An 18,432-nucleotide genomic window follows, 5' to 3' on the forward strand; every position below is an offset into this window, starting at 1 on the left:
TGGCGGCTGTAGCGCGGTGGTCCCACCTGACCCCATGCCGAACTCAGAAGTGAAACGCCGTAGCGCCGATGGTAGTGTGGGGTCTCCCCATGCGAGAGTAGGGAACTGCCAGGCATCAAATAAGTGAAGAAGCCCATCCTGCCGGATGGGCTTTTTTGCGTCTGCAGGGAGTGAAAACTGCCGGAGGTGACCTCCCGCCTGATCCGGCCTACAAAAGCGTATCACGACACAGCAACTATCTTCTTATCCATTGCGTAACAAAATCGGCAACTTGCTGTATATCGTTGATATCTAACAATGGAACATCCACCGCAAGCGGAATATCACTGGCAACCGCGATAACATAGTTGTCTAACGCCAGGTCCTCTGGACTGTGCCCGCAACCGTCGCGAAAAAGAACGATCTTAGCAACAGGTTCATGCTTAAAGCCCTCAACCAACACCATATCCAGTGTAGAAGCATCCATCCTGCTTACCAGGTACGCTAAATCCAGTTCGGGCTCTTCAGGGGTCTCTACCATTAATGCCCAGCGCTGCTGGCTGGCGACCAGGGTTTGTGCTGCACCGGCTTTGCGTAGCTCATAGCTATCTTTGCCGGGCTTATCAACATCCATATTGTGATGAGTATGCTTAATCAATCCGGGACGAATGCCTCTGGCACGTAGCTCCGGGATCAATTTTTTAAGCAGCGTAGTTTTTCCCGTTCCACTCCATGCTGCTATAGCGAGTAATGGGATCATGATTTGTCCTGCCATTTTGCAAGTTCTTCAGGGGTGTTCACGTTCACGAACGCATCTTTATGATCGCTGAAATCGACAGCATGACCGCCAGCCTGGCGCATAAAGACCATAACGCGTCTTTCACCGGACTGAAGATAATCTTGTAGCAAGGGTTGCATGGTGCGGTGCATTAGCGCAATGGTCGGATGATCTCTTTCCCCATCATGCACCCAGACAACCGGTGCAGCTTTGCGCTCCTCCTTCAAACGTTTGACCAGATCGTGAGGAATATAAGGCATATCGCACGGGCAGAACAGAAACCACTCCCCCGCTTGCTGCAGGAATACCGATAGCATCCCGGCCAGTGGGCCAGGGAAATCGGCCAATGAATCAGGGATAACTTTCAGGCCGCTTTGTTGGTAAATATCCCGGTGGCGATTGGCATTAACCACCACGGTTTCGACCTGTAAAGCGAGGGTATCGGCCACATGCCGCCAAAGAGGTTTACCGTCCAGCTCAAGTAGACCTTTATCGGTTCCGCCCATCCGTCTGGCCTTACCGCCTGCCAGCACAACCCCTGTTATTGCACTATCCAGAATCACTGATATCGCCTCTTTTAATGTGGGATTGACCCTGCTAACGTATCTGTATTGAGCCTAAGGAGCACAACCATGAAATGTAAACGTCTGAATGAAGTTATTGAACTCCTCCAGCCGGCCTGGCAGAAGGAACCCGATCTTAACCTGATGCAATTTTTACAGAAACTGGCGCAAGAGTCAGGTTTTGACGGCGAACTGGCAGATTTAACTGATGACATTCTGATCTATCACCTGAAAATGCGTGACTCGGCGAAAGACGCCGTCATCCCAGGTATTCAGAAAGATTATGAAGAAGATTTTAAAACCGCACTACTCCGCGCACGTGGCGTAATTAAAGAGTAAAAGCTTGTAATCGCCACCACCGAAAGCGCTGCGAAATGATATCCTGAATCATTCGTAGTATTTTCCGGATGATGGGATGAACGACAACGCTTTTAATTTCCAGACGCTACACCCGGATACCATCATGGATGCACTGTTTGAGCAGGGGATCCGGGTGGACTCCGGGCTTACTCCGCTTAACAGCTATGAAAACCGTGTCTATCAATTCCAGGACGAAGACCGTCGACGCTTTGTCGTTAAGTTTTATCGCCCTGAACGTTGGTCTGTCGAGCAGATCCAGGAAGAGCACCAGTTTGCTCTGGAATTGGTAAGCGATGAAGTCCCGGTAGCTGCACCGCTGGTACTAAGCGGCCAAACGCTGTTAAGCCATCAGGGTTTCCATTATGCGATCTTCCCCAGCGTCGGCGGGCGGCAGTTTGAGGCCGACAATATCGATCAGATGGAGGCGGTGGGGCGCTATCTGGGGCGTATGCATCAGACCGGATGCAAGCGTACTTTTGCCTTTCGCCCGACGATTGGCCTTGAAGAATACCTGACTGAGCCGCGTAAGCTTTTTGAACACGCACAGTTGATCCCATCAGGGCAAAAAGCGGCTTTCCTGAAGGCAACGGATGCGCTTATCGCGGTCGTTACCGAACGCTGGCATGCACGTTTTACCACGTTACGTCTGCACGGTGATTGTCATGCCGGTAATATTCTGTGGCGCGATGGTCCGATGTTTGTCGATTTAGATGATGCCCGCAATGGCCCGGCTGTTCAGGATTTATGGATGCTCCTCAATGGCGATAAAGCTGAGCAACGCATGCAGCTTGAAACCATTATCGAGGCTTATGAAGAGTTTAGTGAGTTCGACACCTCTGAAATCGGACTGATAGAACCTTTACGCGCTATGCGTTTAGTTTATTATCTTGCTTGGCTAATTCGACGTTGGGCTGACCCTGCGTTTCCAAAAAACTTCCCGTGGTTAACCGGGGAAGATTACTGGCATCGTCAGACCGCGACCTTTATTGAGCAGGCAAAAATTCTGCAAGAGCCCCCCTTACAATTAACGCCAATGTATTAATCGGAGAAATTTGAACATGAAAAAATTATGGCTGGCGCTGGCTGGTATGGTTTTAGCTTTTAGCGCATCTGCAGCGCAGTTCCAGGATGGCAAACAATACATCACTCTGGAAAAGCCTGTTGCGGGTGAACCGCAAGTGTTGGAGTTCTTCTCCTTCTACTGCCCGCACTGCTATCAGTTTGAAGAAGTTCTTCACGTATCTGATAACGTGAAGAAAAAACTGCCGGAAGGCACCAAGATGACTAAGTACCACGTCGAGTTTCTGGGGCCGTTGGGCAAAGATCTGACGCAAGCTTGGGCCGTTGCTATGGCGCTGGGCGTTGAAGATCAAGTAACCGTTCCGTTGTTTGAAGGTGTTCAGAAAACCCAGACCGTTCAGTCTGTAGCTGATATCCGTAAAGTGTTTGTCGACGCGGGTATTAAAGGTGAAGACTATGATGCGGCATGGAACAGCTTCGTGGTGAAATCACTCGTGGCGCAGCAGGAAAAAGCGGCGGCTGATTTACAGCTGCAGGGCGTTCCGGCAATGTTCGTGAATGGCAAATATCAGGTAAATCCGCAGGGCATGGATACCAGCAGCATGGATATCTTTGTACAACAGTATGCGGATACCGTGAAGTATCTGGTTGGTCAGAAGTAAAAGCAAAAGCCGGTCACTTGTGCTGACCGGCTTTTTCATTTGAGGCTTTAATCGCGTCGAGCTGCGCGTCTTTCTCACTCCACAGCGTATTAAGCCACAGCTGAAACCGACGCTTGAATCCCTTATCGTTCACGTAATCACCGTGTAACTCTTCATGAATTGGCTCCAGACTTACCCGCACGACAATACGCGTTAGCTTACCGCTCAGCATATCGTAGAACGGTCGGCTGCTATTTTCCGGATAGCACAACGTGACGTTCAACATTTTATCGAACTGCGACCCCAGTACGTTCAATGCCATCGCAATACCGGCCGCCTTTGGAGGGAGCAAGTTTTGATAAGGAGAGCGGGTTTGCTCACATTTCTCTTTGGTAAAGCGTGAACCTTCGACAAAATTCACAATAGTTGTCGGGTGTACGCGAAACTTCTCGCAGGAACGACGCGTTGTTTCGACATCTTTACCGCGCCGTTCTGGATGACGGAGCAGGTAGCCTCGCGAATAGCGTTTCATAAACGGCATATCCAGCGCCCAGCAGGCCAGGCCAATAAAGGGCACCCAGGCCAGTTGTTGCTTGAGGAAATATTTATTCATTGGGATGTGCTTACGGAACAGAACGCAAAGCACAACGATGTCAGCCCAGCTGTAATGGTTACAAATGAGCAGATACCAGTTTTTCTTGCTAAGACCTTCCAGTCCCTCGACATCCCACTTCAGTCGCGGATTGAGGTGTAGCAGTAGCGCCAGACCTTCACACCAGCAGTACATCATGAAATTACAGAAGACAGAAACCTTGCGCCAGACAACGGGAACGGGCAAAAGGAGTTTTACAACTCCGGCAAGGATGATCGGCACAGAACAAAAAATCGTGACCAATATGGTCAATACGATACTCAGCAACAGCGTTATCGCAGCGAGTATTCTCGTCATAATTAAATTATTCAAAAGGTTAGCCATAGATAGTGCGCTAAAGAGGCGCAAGGGGCTGATTTTATCAGAAAACGAACCAAATGATGGATCTTCCCTGAATAGAAAAAAAGGGAATATCTATCCACATCAGGATATAAGCTGTATAAATGGAATAAAATGCTACGCATTTATTTAAGCTTCTGAAATATATATATAAATAAAATGACGTGTTAATTTCATTGCTATATTTAAAGAGCTGAAAATTATTTATTCACAAAGTTATCCACAGTCTTCTTTGCGAGCAAAGCAGAAGATCTACAAAAGTTTTTCGACAAATGCGGCGAAAAACTCATGTTTTCATCCTGTCTGTGGCATCCTTTACCCATAATCTGATAAACAGGCACGGACATTATGGTTCAGATCCCAGAAAACCCACTTATCCTTGTAGATGGCTCCTCTTACCTGTATCGCGCATACCATGCGTTCCCGCCGCTGACTAACAGTGCAGGAGAACCTACTGGCGCGATGTATGGTGTCCTCAACATGCTGCGTAGCTTGATTCTGCAATATCAGCCGACCCATGCTGCGGTGGTATTCGACGCTAAGGGTAAAACCTTCCGTGATGAATTATTCGAACACTACAAGTCACACCGCCCACCCATGCCGGACGATCTGCGTGCGCAGATTGAGCCTCTGCATGCGATGGTAAAAGCGATGGGGTTGCCACTGCTGGCCGTTTCGGGCGTGGAAGCAGACGATGTCATCGGTACGCTGGCGCGGGAAGCAGAGAAGGTGGGTCGTCCGGTGCTGATTAGTACCGGTGATAAAGATATGGCTCAATTGGTGACGCCGAATATCACCCTGATCAACACCATGACCAATACGATCCTCGGCCCGGATGAAGTGGTGAATAAATATGGTGTTCCACCAGAACTGATCATCGATTTCCTGGCGCTGATGGGGGATTCCTCAGATAACATCCCAGGCGTTCCTGGCGTAGGTGAAAAAACCGCGCAGGCTCTGCTGCAGGGGCTGGGGGGGCTGGATACCCTCTATGCTGAATCAGACAAAATCGCGGGGCTGACTTTCCGTGGTGCGAAAACTATGGCGGGCAAGCTTGAGCAGAATAAAGAGGTAGCGTACCTCTCTTATCAATTAGCTACCATTAAAACGGATGTTGAACTGGAGTTGACCTGCGAGCAGTTGGAAGTACGTCAGCCGGCAGCGGATGAACTACTTGGCCTGTTTAAACAGTATGAATTCAAGCGTTGGGTTACTGACGTTGAAGCGGGTAAATGGCTACAGGCGAAAGGAACGAAGCCGGCGGCAAAACCACAGGAAACTATCGCCGTCGATGAAACGCCTGAGGGGCCGGCCACGGTTCTCTCGTATGATAACTATGTGACAATTCTGGATGAAGCGACGCTGGAAGAGTGGATTGCGAAGCTGAAAAAAGCGCCTGTCTTTGCCTTCGATACTGAAACTGACAGCCTGGACAACATCTCCGCGAATCTGGTTGGCCTGTCTTTTGCCATTGAACCGGGTGTGGCTGCATATGTTCCTGTTGCCCACGATTACCTGGACGCCCCCGATCAGATCGCTCGCGACCGCGCGCTGGCATTGCTGAAGCCGCTGCTGGAAGATGAGAACGCGCATAAAGTCGGGCAAAACCTGAAGTACGATCGCGGTATCCTGGCGAACTATGGCATCGAACTGCGTGGAATCACCTTTGACACCATGCTCGAATCCTACATTCTTAACAGTGTCGCTGGCCGACACGATATGGACAGCCTGTCGGACCGCTGGCTGAAACATAAAACCATCACCTTTGAAGAGATCGCCGGAAAGGGCAAAAACCAGCTGACTTTTAACCAGATAGCGCTGGAAGAAGCCGGACGTTATGCTGCGGAAGACGCCGACGTTACGCTACAGCTCCATCTCAAAATGTGGCCAGAATTGCAGCAGCATAAAGGACCGCTGAACGTCTTTGAAAATATAGATATGCCGCTGGTTCCTGTTTTGTCTCGCGTTGAGCGCAATGGTGTGAAAATCGATCCGGCTGTTCTGCACAAACATTCAGAAGAGCTGACGCTGCGTTTGAACGAGCTGGAGCAAAAAGCGCACGAGATCGCCGGAGAAGCGTTTAACCTCTCTTCCACCAAGCAACTGCAAACTATCCTGTTTGAAAAGCAGGGTATTAAGCCGCTGAAGAAAACCCCTGGCGGCGCGCCATCAACGTCGGAAGAGGTACTGGAAGAGCTCGCGCTCGATTACCCATTGCCGAAAGTGATCCTGGAATATCGCGGCTTAGCAAAACTGAAGTCGACCTATACGGATAAGCTTCCGTTGATGATTAACAAGAAAACCGGGCGCGTTCACACCTCCTATCACCAGGCGGTGACCGCTACCGGGCGCTTATCATCTACGGATCCAAACCTGCAGAACATCCCGGTACGTAATGACGAAGGTCGTCGTATTCGTCAGGCGTTTATTGCGCCAGAAGACTACGTGATTGTCTCCGCAGACTACTCACAGATTGAGCTGCGTATCATGGCGCATCTCTCGCGTGATAAAGGTCTGCTTACCGCCTTTGCCGAAGGGAAAGATATTCACCGCGCAACGGCTGCGGAAGTCTTTGGCTTACCGCTGGATTCCGTGACTGGTGAACAACGCCGCAGCGCGAAAGCCATCAACTTCGGTTTGATCTACGGGATGAGTGCCTTTGGTTTGGCGCGCCAGTTGAATATTCCGCGTAAAGAAGCACAGAAGTACATGGACCTCTACTTCGAACGCTACCCTGGCGTGCTGGAATATATGGAACGCACCCGTGCACAGGCAAAAGAGCAAGGTTATGTCGAAACGCTGGAAGGGCGTCGTCTCTATTTACCGGATATTAAATCCAGTAATGGCGCTCGTCGCGCTGGTGCAGAGCGCGCGGCAATTAACGCCCCGATGCAGGGTACTGCCGCAGACATTATCAAACGAGCCATGATTGCGGTGGACGGATGGCTGCAAACCGAGCAACCACGTGTGCGCATGATCATGCAGGTACACGATGAACTGGTGTTTGAAGTGCATAAAGATGACCTCGAAAGCGTCTCTAAAAAGATCCATCAACTGATGGAAAATGAGACCCAGATTGATGTGCCGTTGCTGGTGGAAGTCGGTAGTGGCGAAAACTGGGATCAGGCGCACTAAGGGTTTACTGAATAACGCCCCTTTTTCGTAACTAAGCAACATAAGATAGAACTTTTTGTGATGTCCATTAGAATTCCCTATGTAAGGAATGAAAAAAAATTACAAAAAGTGCTTTCTGAGCTGCTCAAAAAAGAGTAAAGTTATTCACGTAGGGTACAGAGGTAAGATGTTCTATCTTTCAGACCTTTTACTTCACGTAATCGGATTTGGCTGAATATTTTAGCCGCCCCAGTCAGTAATGACTGGGGCGTTTTTTATTGTGCGAAAGAAAAGTTTCGTACAGGCTGTAGGCCGGATAAGACGCGCAGCGGCGCTATCCGGCATATCGGTGGGTTACTCCCCGTCCTGCATCTCTTCAATCGGCGCCAGTTCACTAAACCAGCTATCCAGCTTCTGCCGAAGTTTGTCCACGCCCAGTTTTTTCAGTGATGAAAATGCTTCTACCTGTACATCACCGTTAAATGCCAGTACGGCTTCACGTACCATATTCAACTGGGCTTTGCGCGCACCGCTGGCCAGCTTGTCTGCTTTAGTCAGCAGTACCAGAACCTGAACGTTGCTCTCAACCGCCCACAGGATCATCTGCTGGTCGAGGTCTTTTAGCGGGTGACGAATATCCATCAGTACCACCAGACCTTGCAGGCTCTGACGTTTTTCCAGATATTCAGCCAGCGCGCGCTGCCATTTGCGCTTCATCTCTTCCGGAACTTCGGCATAACCGTATCCTGGCAAATCGACCAGGCGTTTGCCGTCAACGACTTCAAACAAGTTGATGAGCTGAGTACGACCCGGCGTTTTAGATGTACGCGCCAGACTCTTTTGATTCGTCAGGGTATTTAGCGCACTGGATTTGCCTGCGTTGGAACGGCCAGCAAAAGCCACTTCGATACCGGTATCGGAAGGTAAGTGGCGAATATCAGGCGCACTCATCACAAAGTGCGTCTGTTGATAATTCAAGTTAGTCAAAGCAGTCCTCTCCATCAATCAGGGCTTTGCAGCGATTATACCTGAACCCCAGCAAAAGGCTGGTTTTTCGACGCGTAGGCTATGTAAGTAAAAACCTCGCACTTTGTGAGACATTGCCGATAGTTTCTATACGAGATGACAGAGTAAAAAATGACGTAACTAAAATAAATCATATAGTTAAGATAAGGCACTATTCTTAAAGTCCGAAATTGTTACCCAGGTTACTTGTACGTTTAAACCAAAGCGGTAAAGTAGCGCCCATAGCGAGGAAGCTGACAGGATAGTCGACTCAGGATGAGGGTCAGGAGCGCCAGGAGGCGAAGACACAGGATTGTCAGGGAGACAAACGTCCGGAGACGTTAGTAAAAGGAAATGGAAACAACACGGAATGTTTCAGGCTAAGGGAAAAACAGGGTGTGTTGATAGCCAACAAGGATTGTAGAGCCCGTAAGGGTTGAGAGGCAGGAAAAAAGGCGACAGATTACTCTGTCGCCTTTTTTCTTTATTTCTGCTAGATTCCGGCGCAATTATATACTGAATAAAACAGCCAAAGACGAATCATGATGAAACCAACTTCTACACCACGCGGTAAAGGTCCTGCAAAAGCGCGTCGTAAAACACGCGAAGAAATTAATCAGGAAGCTCGCGACCGTAAGCGCCAGAAAAAACACCGTGGTCATGCGGCGGGTAGCCGTGCGTCCGGTAGCGAAGGCGCATCTGGTGGCGGAAACCAAAATAAGCAAAAAGATCCTCGTATTGGCAGCAAAAACCCCATTCCATTGGGCGTGACCGAAAAAGTCACCAAACAGCACAAACCGAAGAGTGAGAAACCTATGCTATCACCACAGGCTGAGTTGGATTTACTGGAAACGGATGAGCGCCTGGATGCGCTGCTGGAGCGTCTTGAAGCAGGAGAAACCCTGAGCGCGGAAGATCAGACCTGGGTTGATGCCAAGCTGGACCGCATCGATGAGCTGATGCAAAAGCTGGGTCTTTCTTACGATGACGAGGAAGAAGAGGAAGAGGAAGAAAAGCAGGAAGACATGATGCGTCTGCTGAAAGGCGGCAACTAACGGTTTTACACCGTGGGTCTTCCCGTCCTGCTTATAACCCTTCCGGTTATATGTTATCTGGTGTGGTTATTCGTTAAACTACAGCGGTTGTCGCGGCGACAGAAGTGGCTGCGCAACCGGCTTATCACCCGCACTGGGGTTAAGCCGGTACGCCGTACCCGCCAGAGACGCCATCGGAAGGAGTGAGCATGTCAGAGCAGTTAATAGACTGGGACCTGGCCCTGATCCAGAAATATAACTATTCCGGGCCACGATATACCTCGTACCCGACCGCGCTGGAGTTTTCTGAAGACTACGGCACAGAAGCATTTCTAAAGGCCGTGGCGCGTTATCCTGAGCGTCCGCTCTCGCTGTACGTTCACATCCCGTTCTGCCACAAACTGTGCTACTTCTGTGGCTGCAACAAGATTGTGACTCGCCAGCAGCATAAAGCAGATCAATATCTCGATGCCCTGGAACAAGAAATTATCCATCGCGCACCGCTGTTTGCCGGACGCCATGTCAGCCAGCTGCACTGGGGCGGCGGCACGCCAACGTATCTGAATAAAGCGCAAATCAGCCGTTTGATGTCACTGCTGCGTGGCAATTTCAACTTTAACGACGACGCCGAAATCTCGATCGAAGTGGATCCGCGTGAAATCGAGCTGGATGTCCTTGATCATTTACGCGCTGAAGGTTTTAACCGTTTGAGCATGGGAGTGCAGGACTTCAACAAAGAAGTTCAGCGCCTGGTGAACCGTGAGCAGGATGAGGAGTTTATCTTTGCGCTGCTGAATCATGCGCGGGAGATTGGCTTTACCTCAACGAATATCGATCTGATTTATGGTCTGCCAAAACAGACGCCAGAGAGCTTCGCCTTTACCCTGAAACGCGTGGCTGAGCTGAATCCAGACCGTCTGAGCGTCTTTAACTACGCGCACCTGCCGACGCTGTTTGCTGCCCAGCGCAAGATTAAAGATGCCGACCTGCCCAGCGCGCAGCAGAAGCTGGATATCCTGCAGGAGACCATCTCTTCACTGACCGAAACTGGCTATCAGTTCATTGGCATGGATCACTTTGCCCGCCCGGATGACGAACTGGCCATTGCTCAACGCGAGGGCGTTTTGCATCGCAATTTCCAGGGCTATACCACCCAGGGGGATACCGATCTGCTGGGGATGGGCGTATCGGCCATCAGTATGATTGGCGACAACTACGCGCAGAATCAGAAAGAGCTGAAGCACTATTACCAGCAGGTAGACGAGCAGGGGAATGCGCTGTGGCGCGGAATTGCCCTGACCCGCGACGACTGCATTCGTCGGGATGTTATTAAGCTCCTGATCTGCAATTTCCGCCTCGACTATGCCGCCGTGGAACAACAATGGGATCTGAACTTCGCTGACTATTTTGCCGAAGACCTGAAACTGCTGGCGCCGCTGGCGAAAGATGGGCTGGTGGATGTGGATGAGAAGGGGATTCAGGTTACGTCGAAGGGGCGTCTGCTGATTCGTAATATTTGCATGTGCTTCGATGCATATCTGCGCCAGAAAGCGCGTTTGCAGCAGTTCTCGCGCGTTATTTAGCCGGGTTGCCCGGTGGCGCTTCGCTTACCGGGCCTACGAAATCTCAATACGTAGGTCGGGTAAGCGAAGCGCCACCCGACAAACCCGCTAGCTGAACAGCCCAACCAGCGCCGCACACAGCACGGCGGCAACCGCAGTTTGTGGCGTATGGCTTTCAACCGCACCGCTCGATAGCAGATTTATCATTGATTCCAGCATGATGACTTCCCCCCGTTTGCCGGGCACGATCATACTTAACTCATCGGAACAGTAAAGCGCAAAATAGCAGCAATTTGCGCTCAATTATCAATCTTTACACAGTGACCGATCGTCACTCCATTCCGAGTTCTTTTAACTTTCGCGTCAAGGTATTACGGCCCCAACCGAGCAGCCGTGCCGCTTCCTGTTTATGCCCCTGGGTATGGCGTAGCGCGGTGGTCAACAGCGTGCGCTCCATCTCCGGTTGAGCCTCTGAAAGCAGGTTTTGATGACCGGAACGTAATGCCCGATCCGCCCACTGTGCCAACAGGGTTGCCCAGCTGTCTGGCTGCATATGGGACGGTGCGTCAGGCACGGTGGTTTCAAACAGTTCGGTCGGTAAGTCCTGAATGAGTACTTCCTGTCCGGCGGCCATTACGGTTAACCAGCGACAGGTATTCTCAAGCTGACGCACGTTTCCCGGCCATGACAGACGGGTGAGCGCCGCCTCTGTTTCAGTGTGTAATTGCTTGGCTTCTACTCCCAGTTCGCGGGCGGCCTCCTGCAGGAAATGACGCGCCAGGCGTGGGATATCTTCCCGACGTTCGCGCAGTGGCGGCAGATGCACCCGGATGACGTTCAGGCGATGGAATAAGTCCTCACGGAATTTGCCTTCCTGCACCCGCAGTTCCAGGTTCTGGTGCGTGGCGGCGATAATACGTACGTCCACCTTCACAGGCGCATAACCGCCAACGCGGTAAAACTGTCCATCGGCTAATACGCGCAATAAACGTGTCTGTACGTCCAGCGGCATATCGCCAATTTCATCGAGGAACAGCGTGCCGCCGTCTGCCTGTTCAAAGCGCCCCTGACGAATCGTATTCGCCCCGGTAAACGCCCCTTTTTCATGGCCAAACAGCTCAGACTCGATCAAATCTTTCGGAATAGCAGCCATGTTCAGCGCGATAAACGGTGCTTTGACGCGCGGGCTATGACGGTGCAACGCATGGGCGACCAGCTCTTTACCGGTCCCGGACTCTCCGTTAATCAATACGCTGATTGAAGAACGGGACAGGCGACCAATAATGCGAAAGACGTCTTGCATTGCCGGTGCTTCGCCGATGATGTCGGTTGTTGGGCCGTTGATCTGAACATTACGCGGCTGCTGCTGTTCCTGATAATGGCTGATGGCGCGTTCGACCAGCGCCACGGCTTCATCAATATCAAAAGGTTTGGGCAGATAATCAAACGCCCCTTGCTGGTAGGCGCTGACGGCAGCATCCAGATCGGAGTGTGCGGTCATTATGATGACCGGAAGCATCGGATGCCGCTGTTTGATCTGTTTTAACAGCGTCAGGCCGTCCATGCCCGGCATGCGGATATCCGACAGTAGTACGTCCGGCGTTTTGCTGGCCAGCGCGTCCAGTACCTCTTTACCACTCTCAAATGTAGTGCAGCTTAGTCCTGCCCCTGCGAGCGCACGTTCAAGCACCCAACGGATGGAACTATCGTCATCAACTACCCAGACTATTCCTCGTTGCATAAACGTCACCTTTATTTCCTGATAGGCAGGTAAACCGAGAACTCGGTATGACCCGGCCAACTGGTAAATTCAATTTTGCCGGAATGTTGATCAATCAAATTACGGGCGATAGATAATCCAAGGCCGGTACCGCCTTCGCGACCGCTGACCATTGGGTAGAACAGCGTGTCCTGCAAATGCGAGGGAATTCCCGGGCCGTTATCCTCAACATCAATCCGCGCCGCCAGACGATAACGCATACCGTGCAGCGTGAGCTGAAACGCGGTGCGGGTACGCAGAATAATCTCGCCGCCTTCCGGTCCCAGCGCCTGCAAAGCATTGCGCACGATGTTCAGCAAAACCTGCTCGATCTGGTCCGGGTCGTGCAGTAATTCAGGCAGACTCGGGTCGTAATCACGAATCAGCGTGACGTTTTCCGGCAGCTCCATCGAGACCAGCGCCACCACGCGCTCCGCCACTTTGTGAATACTTTCCGTGACGTGCATTCCCGGCTGTTGTGGTCCCAGCAGACGGTCGACCAGATTACGCAGGCGGTCGGCCTGCTCAATAATGACTTTGGTATATTCGGTCAGCGCCGGGTCCGGAAGCGCTTTACTGAGTAGTTGCGCCGCGCCGCGTAATCCACCCAGCGGGTTTTTAATTTCGTGCGCCAGGCCGCGCACCAGATCGCGGGCAGCAATCTGCTGGGCGTGCTGGAGCTGTTCCTGGCTCAGACGGCGCTGGTTATCCATTGGCGCCATCTCCAGCAGGATAAGGCCATCAGGCAGCCTCTGAGCGGTCACAGAGAGGATGTGTGAGTGGCTATCTATCACCAGCGTCACTTCGTTATCTGTAAAGCCCTGGCCTGCTTCCAGGCTCTCTCGCATCAGCCCGATGTTTAAGGAGAAATAACTCAACAGATCGGGAAGTGGGGTACCAAACAGTTTGCGGGAGCTTTGGGCGAGCAGCTGTTGTGCCGCCGGGTTGGCGTAATGTACCGCCAGCTCATCGTCGACGAGTAAGATGCTGTTGATTAAAGAATTGAGGATCTGCCCAGCATCGGGCAGCGTGCCGGTTGCCATTCAGCAGTCTCCTGAAAAGTGTTGCACCAATTTAGTGCATTATAGCCTTTTACATCAAAAAAGCGCGAGGAAGCAGGTTGTTAGTGGAGAAAAAAGCCCATCCTGGGATGGGCTAAAAGTTCCACGGCAACTTAAAGACTCTATATTTTTCTTGCTACAGCCGCGCGGGTCGCAACAAGAAATCTACGGAGTATTGGTACTAATTAAACGCTGTAGTACAGCTCAAACTCTACCGGGTGCGGAGTCATACGCACGCGGTCATCTTCTTCGCGACGCAGCGTAATGTACGCATCGATCGCTTCATTGGTGAACACGCCGCCTGCAGTCAGGAACTCGCGGTCCAGATCCAGTTCTTTCAGTGCTTCTTCCAGAGAACCAGCAACCTGTGGGATCTCTTTCGCTTCTTCCGGCGGCAGGTCGTACAGGTTTTTATCCATGGCTTCGCCCGGGTGGATCTTGTTCTTAATACCGTCAAGACCCGCCATCAGCAGTGCTGCGAAGCACAGGTACGGGTTAGCAGCCGGGTCCGGGAAACGCACTTCGATACGACGCGCTTTCGGAGAAGCCACTACCGGAATACGGATAGAAGCAGAACGGTTACGGGCAGAGTAAGCCAGCATTACCGGCGCTTCGTAGCCTGGGACCAGACGCTTGTAAGAGTTGGTGGTTGGGTTAGCCAGGGCGTTGATCGCTTTAGCGTGTTTGATTACGCCGCCGATGTAGAACAGCGCCTGCTCAGACAGACCCGCATATTTGTCGCCAGAGAACAGGTTTACGCCGTTCTTGGACAGAGACATGTGGCAGTGCATACCGGAACCGTTATCGCCAAACATAGGTTTTGGCATAAAGGTCGCGGTTTTACCGAAACGGTGAGCGACGTTGTGAACCACATATTTGTAGATCTGAATTTCGTCCGCTTTTTTGGTCATGGTGTTAAAGCGGGTCGCGATTTCGTTCTGACCTGCGGTCGCCACTTCGTGGTGATGCGCTTCAACAACCAGGCCCATTTCTTCCATGATCAGACACATGGTAGAACGGATGTCCTGAGAAGAATCTACCGGAGGAACCGGGAAGTAACCGCCTTTCACGCCAGGACGGTGACCTTTGTTACCACCTTCGTATTTGGTGGAGGAGTTCCATGCGCCTTCGATGTCATCGATAGCCACGTGGGAACCGGAAATGGACGCGCCGAAACGGATGTCGTCAAACAGGAAGAACTCTGGCTCAGGCCCGAACAGAACGGTGTCTGCGATGCCGGTAGAACGCAGATACTCTTCAGCGCGTTTAGCGATGGAGCGCGGGTCGCGGTCGTAGCCCTGCAGCGTACCTGGTTCCAGGATATCGCAACGGATGATCAGGGTGGACTCTTCATAGAACGGGTCGATGAGTGCAGTAGACGCATCTGGCATCAGAACCATGTCTGATTCGTTAATGCCTTTCCAGCCACCGATTGAGGAGCCGTCAAACATTTTGCCTTCTTCAAAGAATTCGGCATTTACCTGATGAGCAGGAATAGTGACGTGCTGTTCTTTACCTTTGGTATCAGTGAAGCGTAAATCAACAAACTTCACTTCGTGTTCGTTCAGCATCGTCAAAACGTGTTCAGCGGACATACTTACTCTCCCGGATTGGTCATGGTCGTCGTGGTAACGAAGTCTTCAATTCTGCAAAAAATTGGCCGTGTCGCCGTAAAAAATATAAAGCGAAATCTGTGCCAACTTTTAAATTGCCCCTAAAAGGCGTTATCATGCGCACTATCGTGCAAAGGGGCTGCACCATGAAGGTTGTATTGCACCATTATAGTGCTTTAATGTGAACATTAAGCACCATATTGGTGCAAAGCATGTCAGATTACCCCTTTTAACGCTCCGTGAATGTGATCACAAAGAAACTCTGCAATACTTGTTTGCGGAGGATGTTTGTGATCCTGTTTTGTACTGCGATTAATCCGTGTACAATAATGCGCTATTTCTAAAATGCCTGAGGCAAAGTTGTGATCGAAAATTTGCGTAACATCGCCATCATCGCGCACGTAGACCATGGTAAAACGACCCTGGTAGACAAGCTGCTCCAACAATCCGGTACGTTCGATGCACGTGCTGAAACCCAAGAGCGCGTGATGGACTCCAACGATTTGGAGAAAGAGCGTGGGATTACCATCCTCGCTAAAAACACCGCTATCAAATGGAATGACTACCGTATCAACATCGTTGATACCCCAGGGCACGCCGACTTCGGTGGTGAAGTTGAACGTGTAATGTCCATGGTCGACTCCGTGCTGCTGGTGGTGGATGCAATGGATGGTCCGATGCCGCAGACGCGCTTCGTGACCAAAAAAGCCTTTGCCCATGGCCTGAAGCCAATTGTTGTTATCAACAAAGTTGACCGCCCTGGCGCGCGTCCTGACTGGGTTGTTGATCAGGTATTTGACCTGTTCGTTAACCTCGACGCTACCGACGAGCAACTGGACTTCCCGATCGTTTACGCTTCCGCGCTGAACGGTATCGCAGGTCTGGATCACGAAGATATGGCTGAAGACATGACTCCGCTGTATCAGACCATCGTTGATCGTGTTCCGGCTCCAAGCGTAGACCTTGATGGCCCGCTGCAGATGCAAATCTCTCAGCTGGACTACAACAACTACGTTGGCGTAATCGGCATCGGCCGTATCAAACGCGGTAAAGTTAAACCGAACCAGCAGATCACTATCATTGATAGCGAAGGCAAAACCCGTAACGGTAAAGTCGGTAAAGTTCTGACCCATCTGGGTCTGGAACGTATCGAGAGTGATATTGCCGAAGCAGGCGATATCATCGCGATCACCGGTTTGGGCGAACTGAACATCTCCGACACCATCTGCGACCCGCAGAACGTCGAAGCGCTGCCGGCTCTGTCCGTTGATGAACCGACCGTAACCATGTTCTTCTGCGTAAACACCTCCCCGTTCTGTGGTAAAGAAGGTAAGTATGTTACCTCTCGTCAGATCCTTGACCGCCTGAACAAAGAGCTGGTGCACAACGTTGCGTTGCGCGTTGAAGAAACCGAAGATGCGGATGCGTTCCGTGTATCCGGTCGTGGTGAGCTGCACCTGTCTGTTCTGATCGAGAACATGCGTCGTGAAGGTTTCGAAATGGCGGTTTCCCGTCCGAAAGTAATCTTCCGCGAAATCGACGGCCGTAAACAAGAGCCGTTCGAAAACGTAACGCTGGACGTAGAAGAGCAGCATCAGGGTTCTGTCATGCAGGCTCTGGGTGAGCGTAAAGGCGACCTGAAAAACATGAATCCAGATGGCAAAGGCCGCGTACGTCTTGACTACGTGATCCCAAGCCGTGGTCTGATCGGCTTCCGTTCAGAATTCATGACCATGACTTCCGGTACCGGTCTGCTGTACTCCACCTTCAGCCACTACGACGATGTTCGTGCGGGTGATGTGGGTCAGCGTCAGAACGGCGTACTGATCTCCAATGGCCAGGGTAAAGCAGTTGCGTTCGCACTGTTCAGCCTGCAGGACCGCGGTAAGCTGTTCCTGGGTCACGGTGCTGAAGTTTACGAAGGCCAGATCATCGGTATTCACAGCCGCTCTAACGACCTGACTGTAAACTGCCTGACCGGTAAGAAACTGACCAACATGCGTGCGTCCGGTACTGACGAAGCAACGGTTCTGGTTCCGCCGGTTAAGATGACTCTGGAGCAGGCTCTGGAATTCATCGATGACGACGAACTGGTAGAAGTTACCCCAACCTCTATCCGTATCCGTAAGCGTCACCTGACTGAAAACGATCGTCGCCGTGCAATGCGTGGCGCGAAAGAAGAGTAATTAACGCTCTTTCTCAGGTAAGCATAAAAAGCCGCTGATTATCAGCGGCTTTTTTTATCATCAGGAGAATTAGAAGAAATACTTTGCCCCAACACGAATCTGGTTTTGTTCGCGATGATAGGGTTCAACATTGCGATCTAACCAGCGTAATTCAAGGTAGGGTAACCAGTGTTCATTGATACGATACTTAAAGGTATTGGTAATTTCCCAGTGATGATCTTTTCCATTGCTGCTATTGAAGTCATTGACTCGTATAAAATAGTGCGGTTCAAAGGTATAGGAAAATTTATCGGTAATGGTAAAGTTCCAGTAGTTGCCTATTTCATAGGTATCATTATTATCCAGCTCACCGTTTAGGTCGGTTGAACTGTAGTTATTATGGTTATATCGATTACGCACGGTAAGATTAAACCACGGTGTAAATTTATAGTTAACATCCAGATAAACAGCACCGCCTGAGCCAATACTCTTATCGTTTATTAACCCTCCAGGCTGGATTGTTAATTTATCTGTTGGTTTAAATAACGGGTACCAACCCTCTATTTCGTTATAGCCGTGTTTTAACTCATCCTTGCGTTGCATAGTGTAGGTATTCGTGAGCATGATACCTGCGCCCATATCGGAGTTATAGCCAACGCGCAGCATGACTTCCATTTGATCGGATGCCAGGTTATATGCTTCGCGGTTTTCTACATAGGCTCCAGCGAAAGCAGAGGTTGATACCACAGAGGATAAGAGAATTATTGTCGTTAATTTTTTCATGATA

At 50.8% G+C, this 18,432-nt stretch carries 17 protein-coding genes, 1 rRNA gene and 1 pseudogene; 10 read left to right on the forward strand and 9 right to left on the reverse strand.

Annotated elements, in window-relative coordinates; translation table 11 throughout:
* Window positions 1–114, forward strand: a 5S ribosomal RNA gene (gene rrf / locus WC7_RS01640); the annotation flags it as partial.
* A gap of 121 nt (window positions 115–235) precedes the next feature.
* Here rrf and mobB read toward each other — a convergent pair.
* A complete protein-coding gene (gene mobB / locus WC7_RS01635; RefSeq protein ID WP_029139699.1) occupies window positions 236–754 on the reverse strand; it encodes a molybdopterin-guanine dinucleotide biosynthesis protein MobB in 519 nt (172 codons plus the stop codon).
* Entirely contained in the window at window positions 736–1,320 is a 585-nt protein-coding gene (mobA, locus tag WC7_RS01630) for a molybdenum cofactor guanylyltransferase MobA (RefSeq protein WP_016155154.1), read from the reverse strand. Before mobA ends, mobB begins: the two co-directional genes overlap by 19 nt.
* 69 nt (window positions 1,321–1,389) lie before the next feature.
* Here mobA and WC7_RS01625 point away from each other — a divergent pair, with 69 nt between their 5' ends.
* From WC7_RS01625 to dsbA, 3 genes are all read left to right on the forward strand, one after another.
* Entirely contained in the window at window positions 1,390–1,659 is a 270-nt protein-coding gene (locus WC7_RS01625; RefSeq protein ID WP_003028616.1) for a YihD family protein, read from the forward strand.
* Window positions 1,660–1,735: 76 nt separating this feature from the next.
* Window positions 1,736–2,722 (forward strand): serine/threonine protein kinase, encoded by a 987-nt coding sequence (locus WC7_RS01620; RefSeq protein WP_016155155.1) that lies wholly within the window; start codon window positions 1,736–1,738, stop codon window positions 2,720–2,722.
* A gap of 16 nt (window positions 2,723–2,738) precedes the next feature.
* Window positions 2,739–3,362, forward strand: a complete 624-nt coding sequence (gene dsbA / locus WC7_RS01615; protein WP_016155156.1) for a thiol:disulfide interchange protein DsbA — start codon at window positions 2,739–2,741, stop codon at window positions 3,360–3,362.
* 13 nt (window positions 3,363–3,375) lie between these two features.
* Here dsbA and WC7_RS01610 read toward each other — a convergent pair whose 3' ends face one another.
* Window positions 3,376–4,245 (reverse strand): acyltransferase, encoded by an 870-nt coding sequence (locus tag WC7_RS01610; protein ID WP_231390995.1) that lies wholly within the window; start codon window positions 4,243–4,245, stop codon window positions 3,376–3,378.
* Between WC7_RS01610 and WC7_RS27225 the strand changes: the two genes are divergently transcribed.
* Both WC7_RS27225 and polA read left to right on the forward strand, forming a co-directional pair.
* Window positions 4,130–4,465 carry a hypothetical protein gene (locus WC7_RS27225; RefSeq protein ID WP_019077950.1) on the forward strand — a complete coding sequence of 112 codons (336 nt, stop codon included), beginning with the start codon at window positions 4,130–4,132 and terminating at the stop codon, window positions 4,463–4,465. The two genes, WC7_RS01610 and WC7_RS27225, sit on opposite strands and share 116 nt — an antisense overlap.
* A 215-nt stretch (window positions 4,466–4,680) precedes the next feature.
* Window positions 4,681–7,467 carry a DNA polymerase I gene (gene polA / locus WC7_RS01605; protein WP_016155158.1) on the forward strand — a complete coding sequence of 929 codons (2,787 nt, stop codon included), beginning with the start codon at window positions 4,681–4,683 and terminating at the stop codon, window positions 7,465–7,467.
* A 333-nt stretch (window positions 7,468–7,800) separates the two neighbouring features.
* Here the strand turns inward: polA and yihA are convergent, their stop codons facing one another.
* Window positions 7,801–8,433 (reverse strand): ribosome biogenesis GTP-binding protein YihA/YsxC, encoded by a 633-nt coding sequence (gene yihA / locus WC7_RS01600; RefSeq protein WP_005121851.1) that lies wholly within the window; start codon window positions 8,431–8,433, stop codon window positions 7,801–7,803.
* A gap of 209 nt (window positions 8,434–8,642) precedes the next feature.
* Between yihA and WC7_RS26190 the strand changes: the two are divergent.
* From WC7_RS26190 to hemN, 3 genes and pseudogenes are all read left to right on the forward strand, one after another.
* Window positions 8,643–8,891, forward strand: a pseudogene (locus WC7_RS26190) (hypothetical protein).
* A 105-nt stretch (window positions 8,892–8,996) separates the two neighbouring features.
* Window positions 8,997–9,506 (forward strand): Der GTPase-activating protein YihI, encoded by a 510-nt coding sequence (yihI, locus tag WC7_RS01595; protein ID WP_019077947.1) that lies wholly within the window; start codon window positions 8,997–8,999, stop codon window positions 9,504–9,506.
* Window positions 9,507–9,694: 188 nt separating this feature from the next.
* A complete protein-coding gene (gene hemN, locus WC7_RS01590) occupies window positions 9,695–11,068 on the forward strand; it encodes an oxygen-independent coproporphyrinogen III oxidase (protein WP_016155160.1) in 1,374 nt (457 codons plus the stop codon).
* A gap of 87 nt (window positions 11,069–11,155) precedes the next feature.
* Here the strand turns inward: hemN and WC7_RS26885 are convergent, their stop codons facing one another.
* From WC7_RS26885 to glnA, 4 genes are all read right to left on the reverse strand, one after another.
* The gene (locus WC7_RS26885; RefSeq protein ID WP_003028631.1) at window positions 11,156–11,266 is read right to left on the reverse strand and encodes a YshB family small membrane protein; all 111 of its coding nucleotides are present in this window, start codon (window positions 11,264–11,266) and stop codon (window positions 11,156–11,158) included.
* Window positions 11,267–11,378: 112 nt separating this feature from the next.
* The gene (gene glnG, locus WC7_RS01585; RefSeq protein WP_016155162.1) at window positions 11,379–12,788 is read right to left on the reverse strand and encodes a nitrogen regulation protein NR(I); all 1,410 of its coding nucleotides are present in this window, start codon (window positions 12,786–12,788) and stop codon (window positions 11,379–11,381) included.
* A gap of 11 nt (window positions 12,789–12,799) precedes the next feature.
* Complete coding sequence (gene glnL, locus WC7_RS01580; protein ID WP_016155163.1) at window positions 12,800–13,849, reverse strand: nitrogen regulation protein NR(II); 1,050 nt, start codon at window positions 13,847–13,849, stop codon at window positions 12,800–12,802.
* Window positions 13,850–14,052: 203 nt separating this feature from the next.
* Window positions 14,053–15,462, reverse strand: a complete 1,410-nt coding sequence (gene glnA, locus WC7_RS01575; RefSeq protein ID WP_003028638.1) for a glutamate--ammonia ligase — start codon at window positions 15,460–15,462, stop codon at window positions 14,053–14,055.
* A gap of 380 nt (window positions 15,463–15,842) precedes the next feature.
* Between glnA and typA the strand changes: the two genes are divergently transcribed.
* Window positions 15,843–17,666 (forward strand): ribosome-dependent GTPase TypA, encoded by a 1,824-nt coding sequence (typA, locus tag WC7_RS01570; protein WP_008786988.1) that lies wholly within the window; start codon window positions 15,843–15,845, stop codon window positions 17,664–17,666.
* Window positions 17,667–17,735: 69 nt separating this feature from the next.
* Here typA and ompL read toward each other — a convergent pair whose 3' ends face one another.
* The gene (gene ompL, locus WC7_RS01565) at window positions 17,736–18,428 is read right to left on the reverse strand and encodes a porin OmpL (RefSeq protein WP_016155164.1); all 693 of its coding nucleotides are present in this window, start codon (window positions 18,426–18,428) and stop codon (window positions 17,736–17,738) included.
* Between the last annotated feature and the right edge of the window lie 4 nt (window positions 18,429–18,432).

This window comes from Citrobacter sp. KTE151 (assembly GCF_000398845.1).
Lineage (GTDB): Bacteria > Pseudomonadota > Gammaproteobacteria > Enterobacterales > Enterobacteriaceae > Citrobacter > Citrobacter braakii.

Coding starts and splice junctions, on each gene's coding strand:
- mobB (WP_029139699.1), bottom strand. CDS start 754: ATGGCAGGACAAATCATGATCCCATTACTCGCTATAGCAGCATGGAGT.
- WC7_RS01625 (WP_003028616.1), top strand. CDS start 1,390: ATGAAATGTAAACGTCTGAATGAAGTTATTGAACTCCTCCAGCCGGCC.
- WC7_RS01620 (WP_016155155.1), top strand. CDS start 1,736: ATGAACGACAACGCTTTTAATTTCCAGACGCTACACCCGGATACCATC.
- dsbA (WP_016155156.1), top strand. CDS start 2,739: ATGAAAAAATTATGGCTGGCGCTGGCTGGTATGGTTTTAGCTTTTAGC.
- WC7_RS27225 (WP_019077950.1), top strand. CDS start 4,130: ATGAAATTACAGAAGACAGAAACCTTGCGCCAGACAACGGGAACGGGC.
- polA (WP_016155158.1), top strand. CDS start 4,681: ATGGTTCAGATCCCAGAAAACCCACTTATCCTTGTAGATGGCTCCTCT.
- yihI (WP_019077947.1), top strand. CDS start 8,997: ATGAAACCAACTTCTACACCACGCGGTAAAGGTCCTGCAAAAGCGCGT.
- hemN (WP_016155160.1), top strand. CDS start 9,695: ATGTCAGAGCAGTTAATAGACTGGGACCTGGCCCTGATCCAGAAATAT.
- WC7_RS26885 (WP_003028631.1), bottom strand. CDS start 11,266: ATGCTGGAATCAATGATAAATCTGCTATCGAGCGGTGCGGTTGAAAGC.
- glnG (WP_016155162.1), bottom strand. CDS start 12,788: ATGCAACGAGGAATAGTCTGGGTAGTTGATGACGATAGTTCCATCCGT.
- glnL (WP_016155163.1), bottom strand. CDS start 13,849: ATGGCAACCGGCACGCTGCCCGATGCTGGGCAGATCCTCAATTCTTTA.
- glnA (WP_003028638.1), bottom strand. CDS start 15,462: ATGTCCGCTGAACACGTTTTGACGATGCTGAACGAACACGAAGTGAAG.
- ompL (WP_016155164.1), bottom strand. CDS start 18,428: ATGAAAAAATTAACGACAATAATTCTCTTATCCTCTGTGGTATCAACC.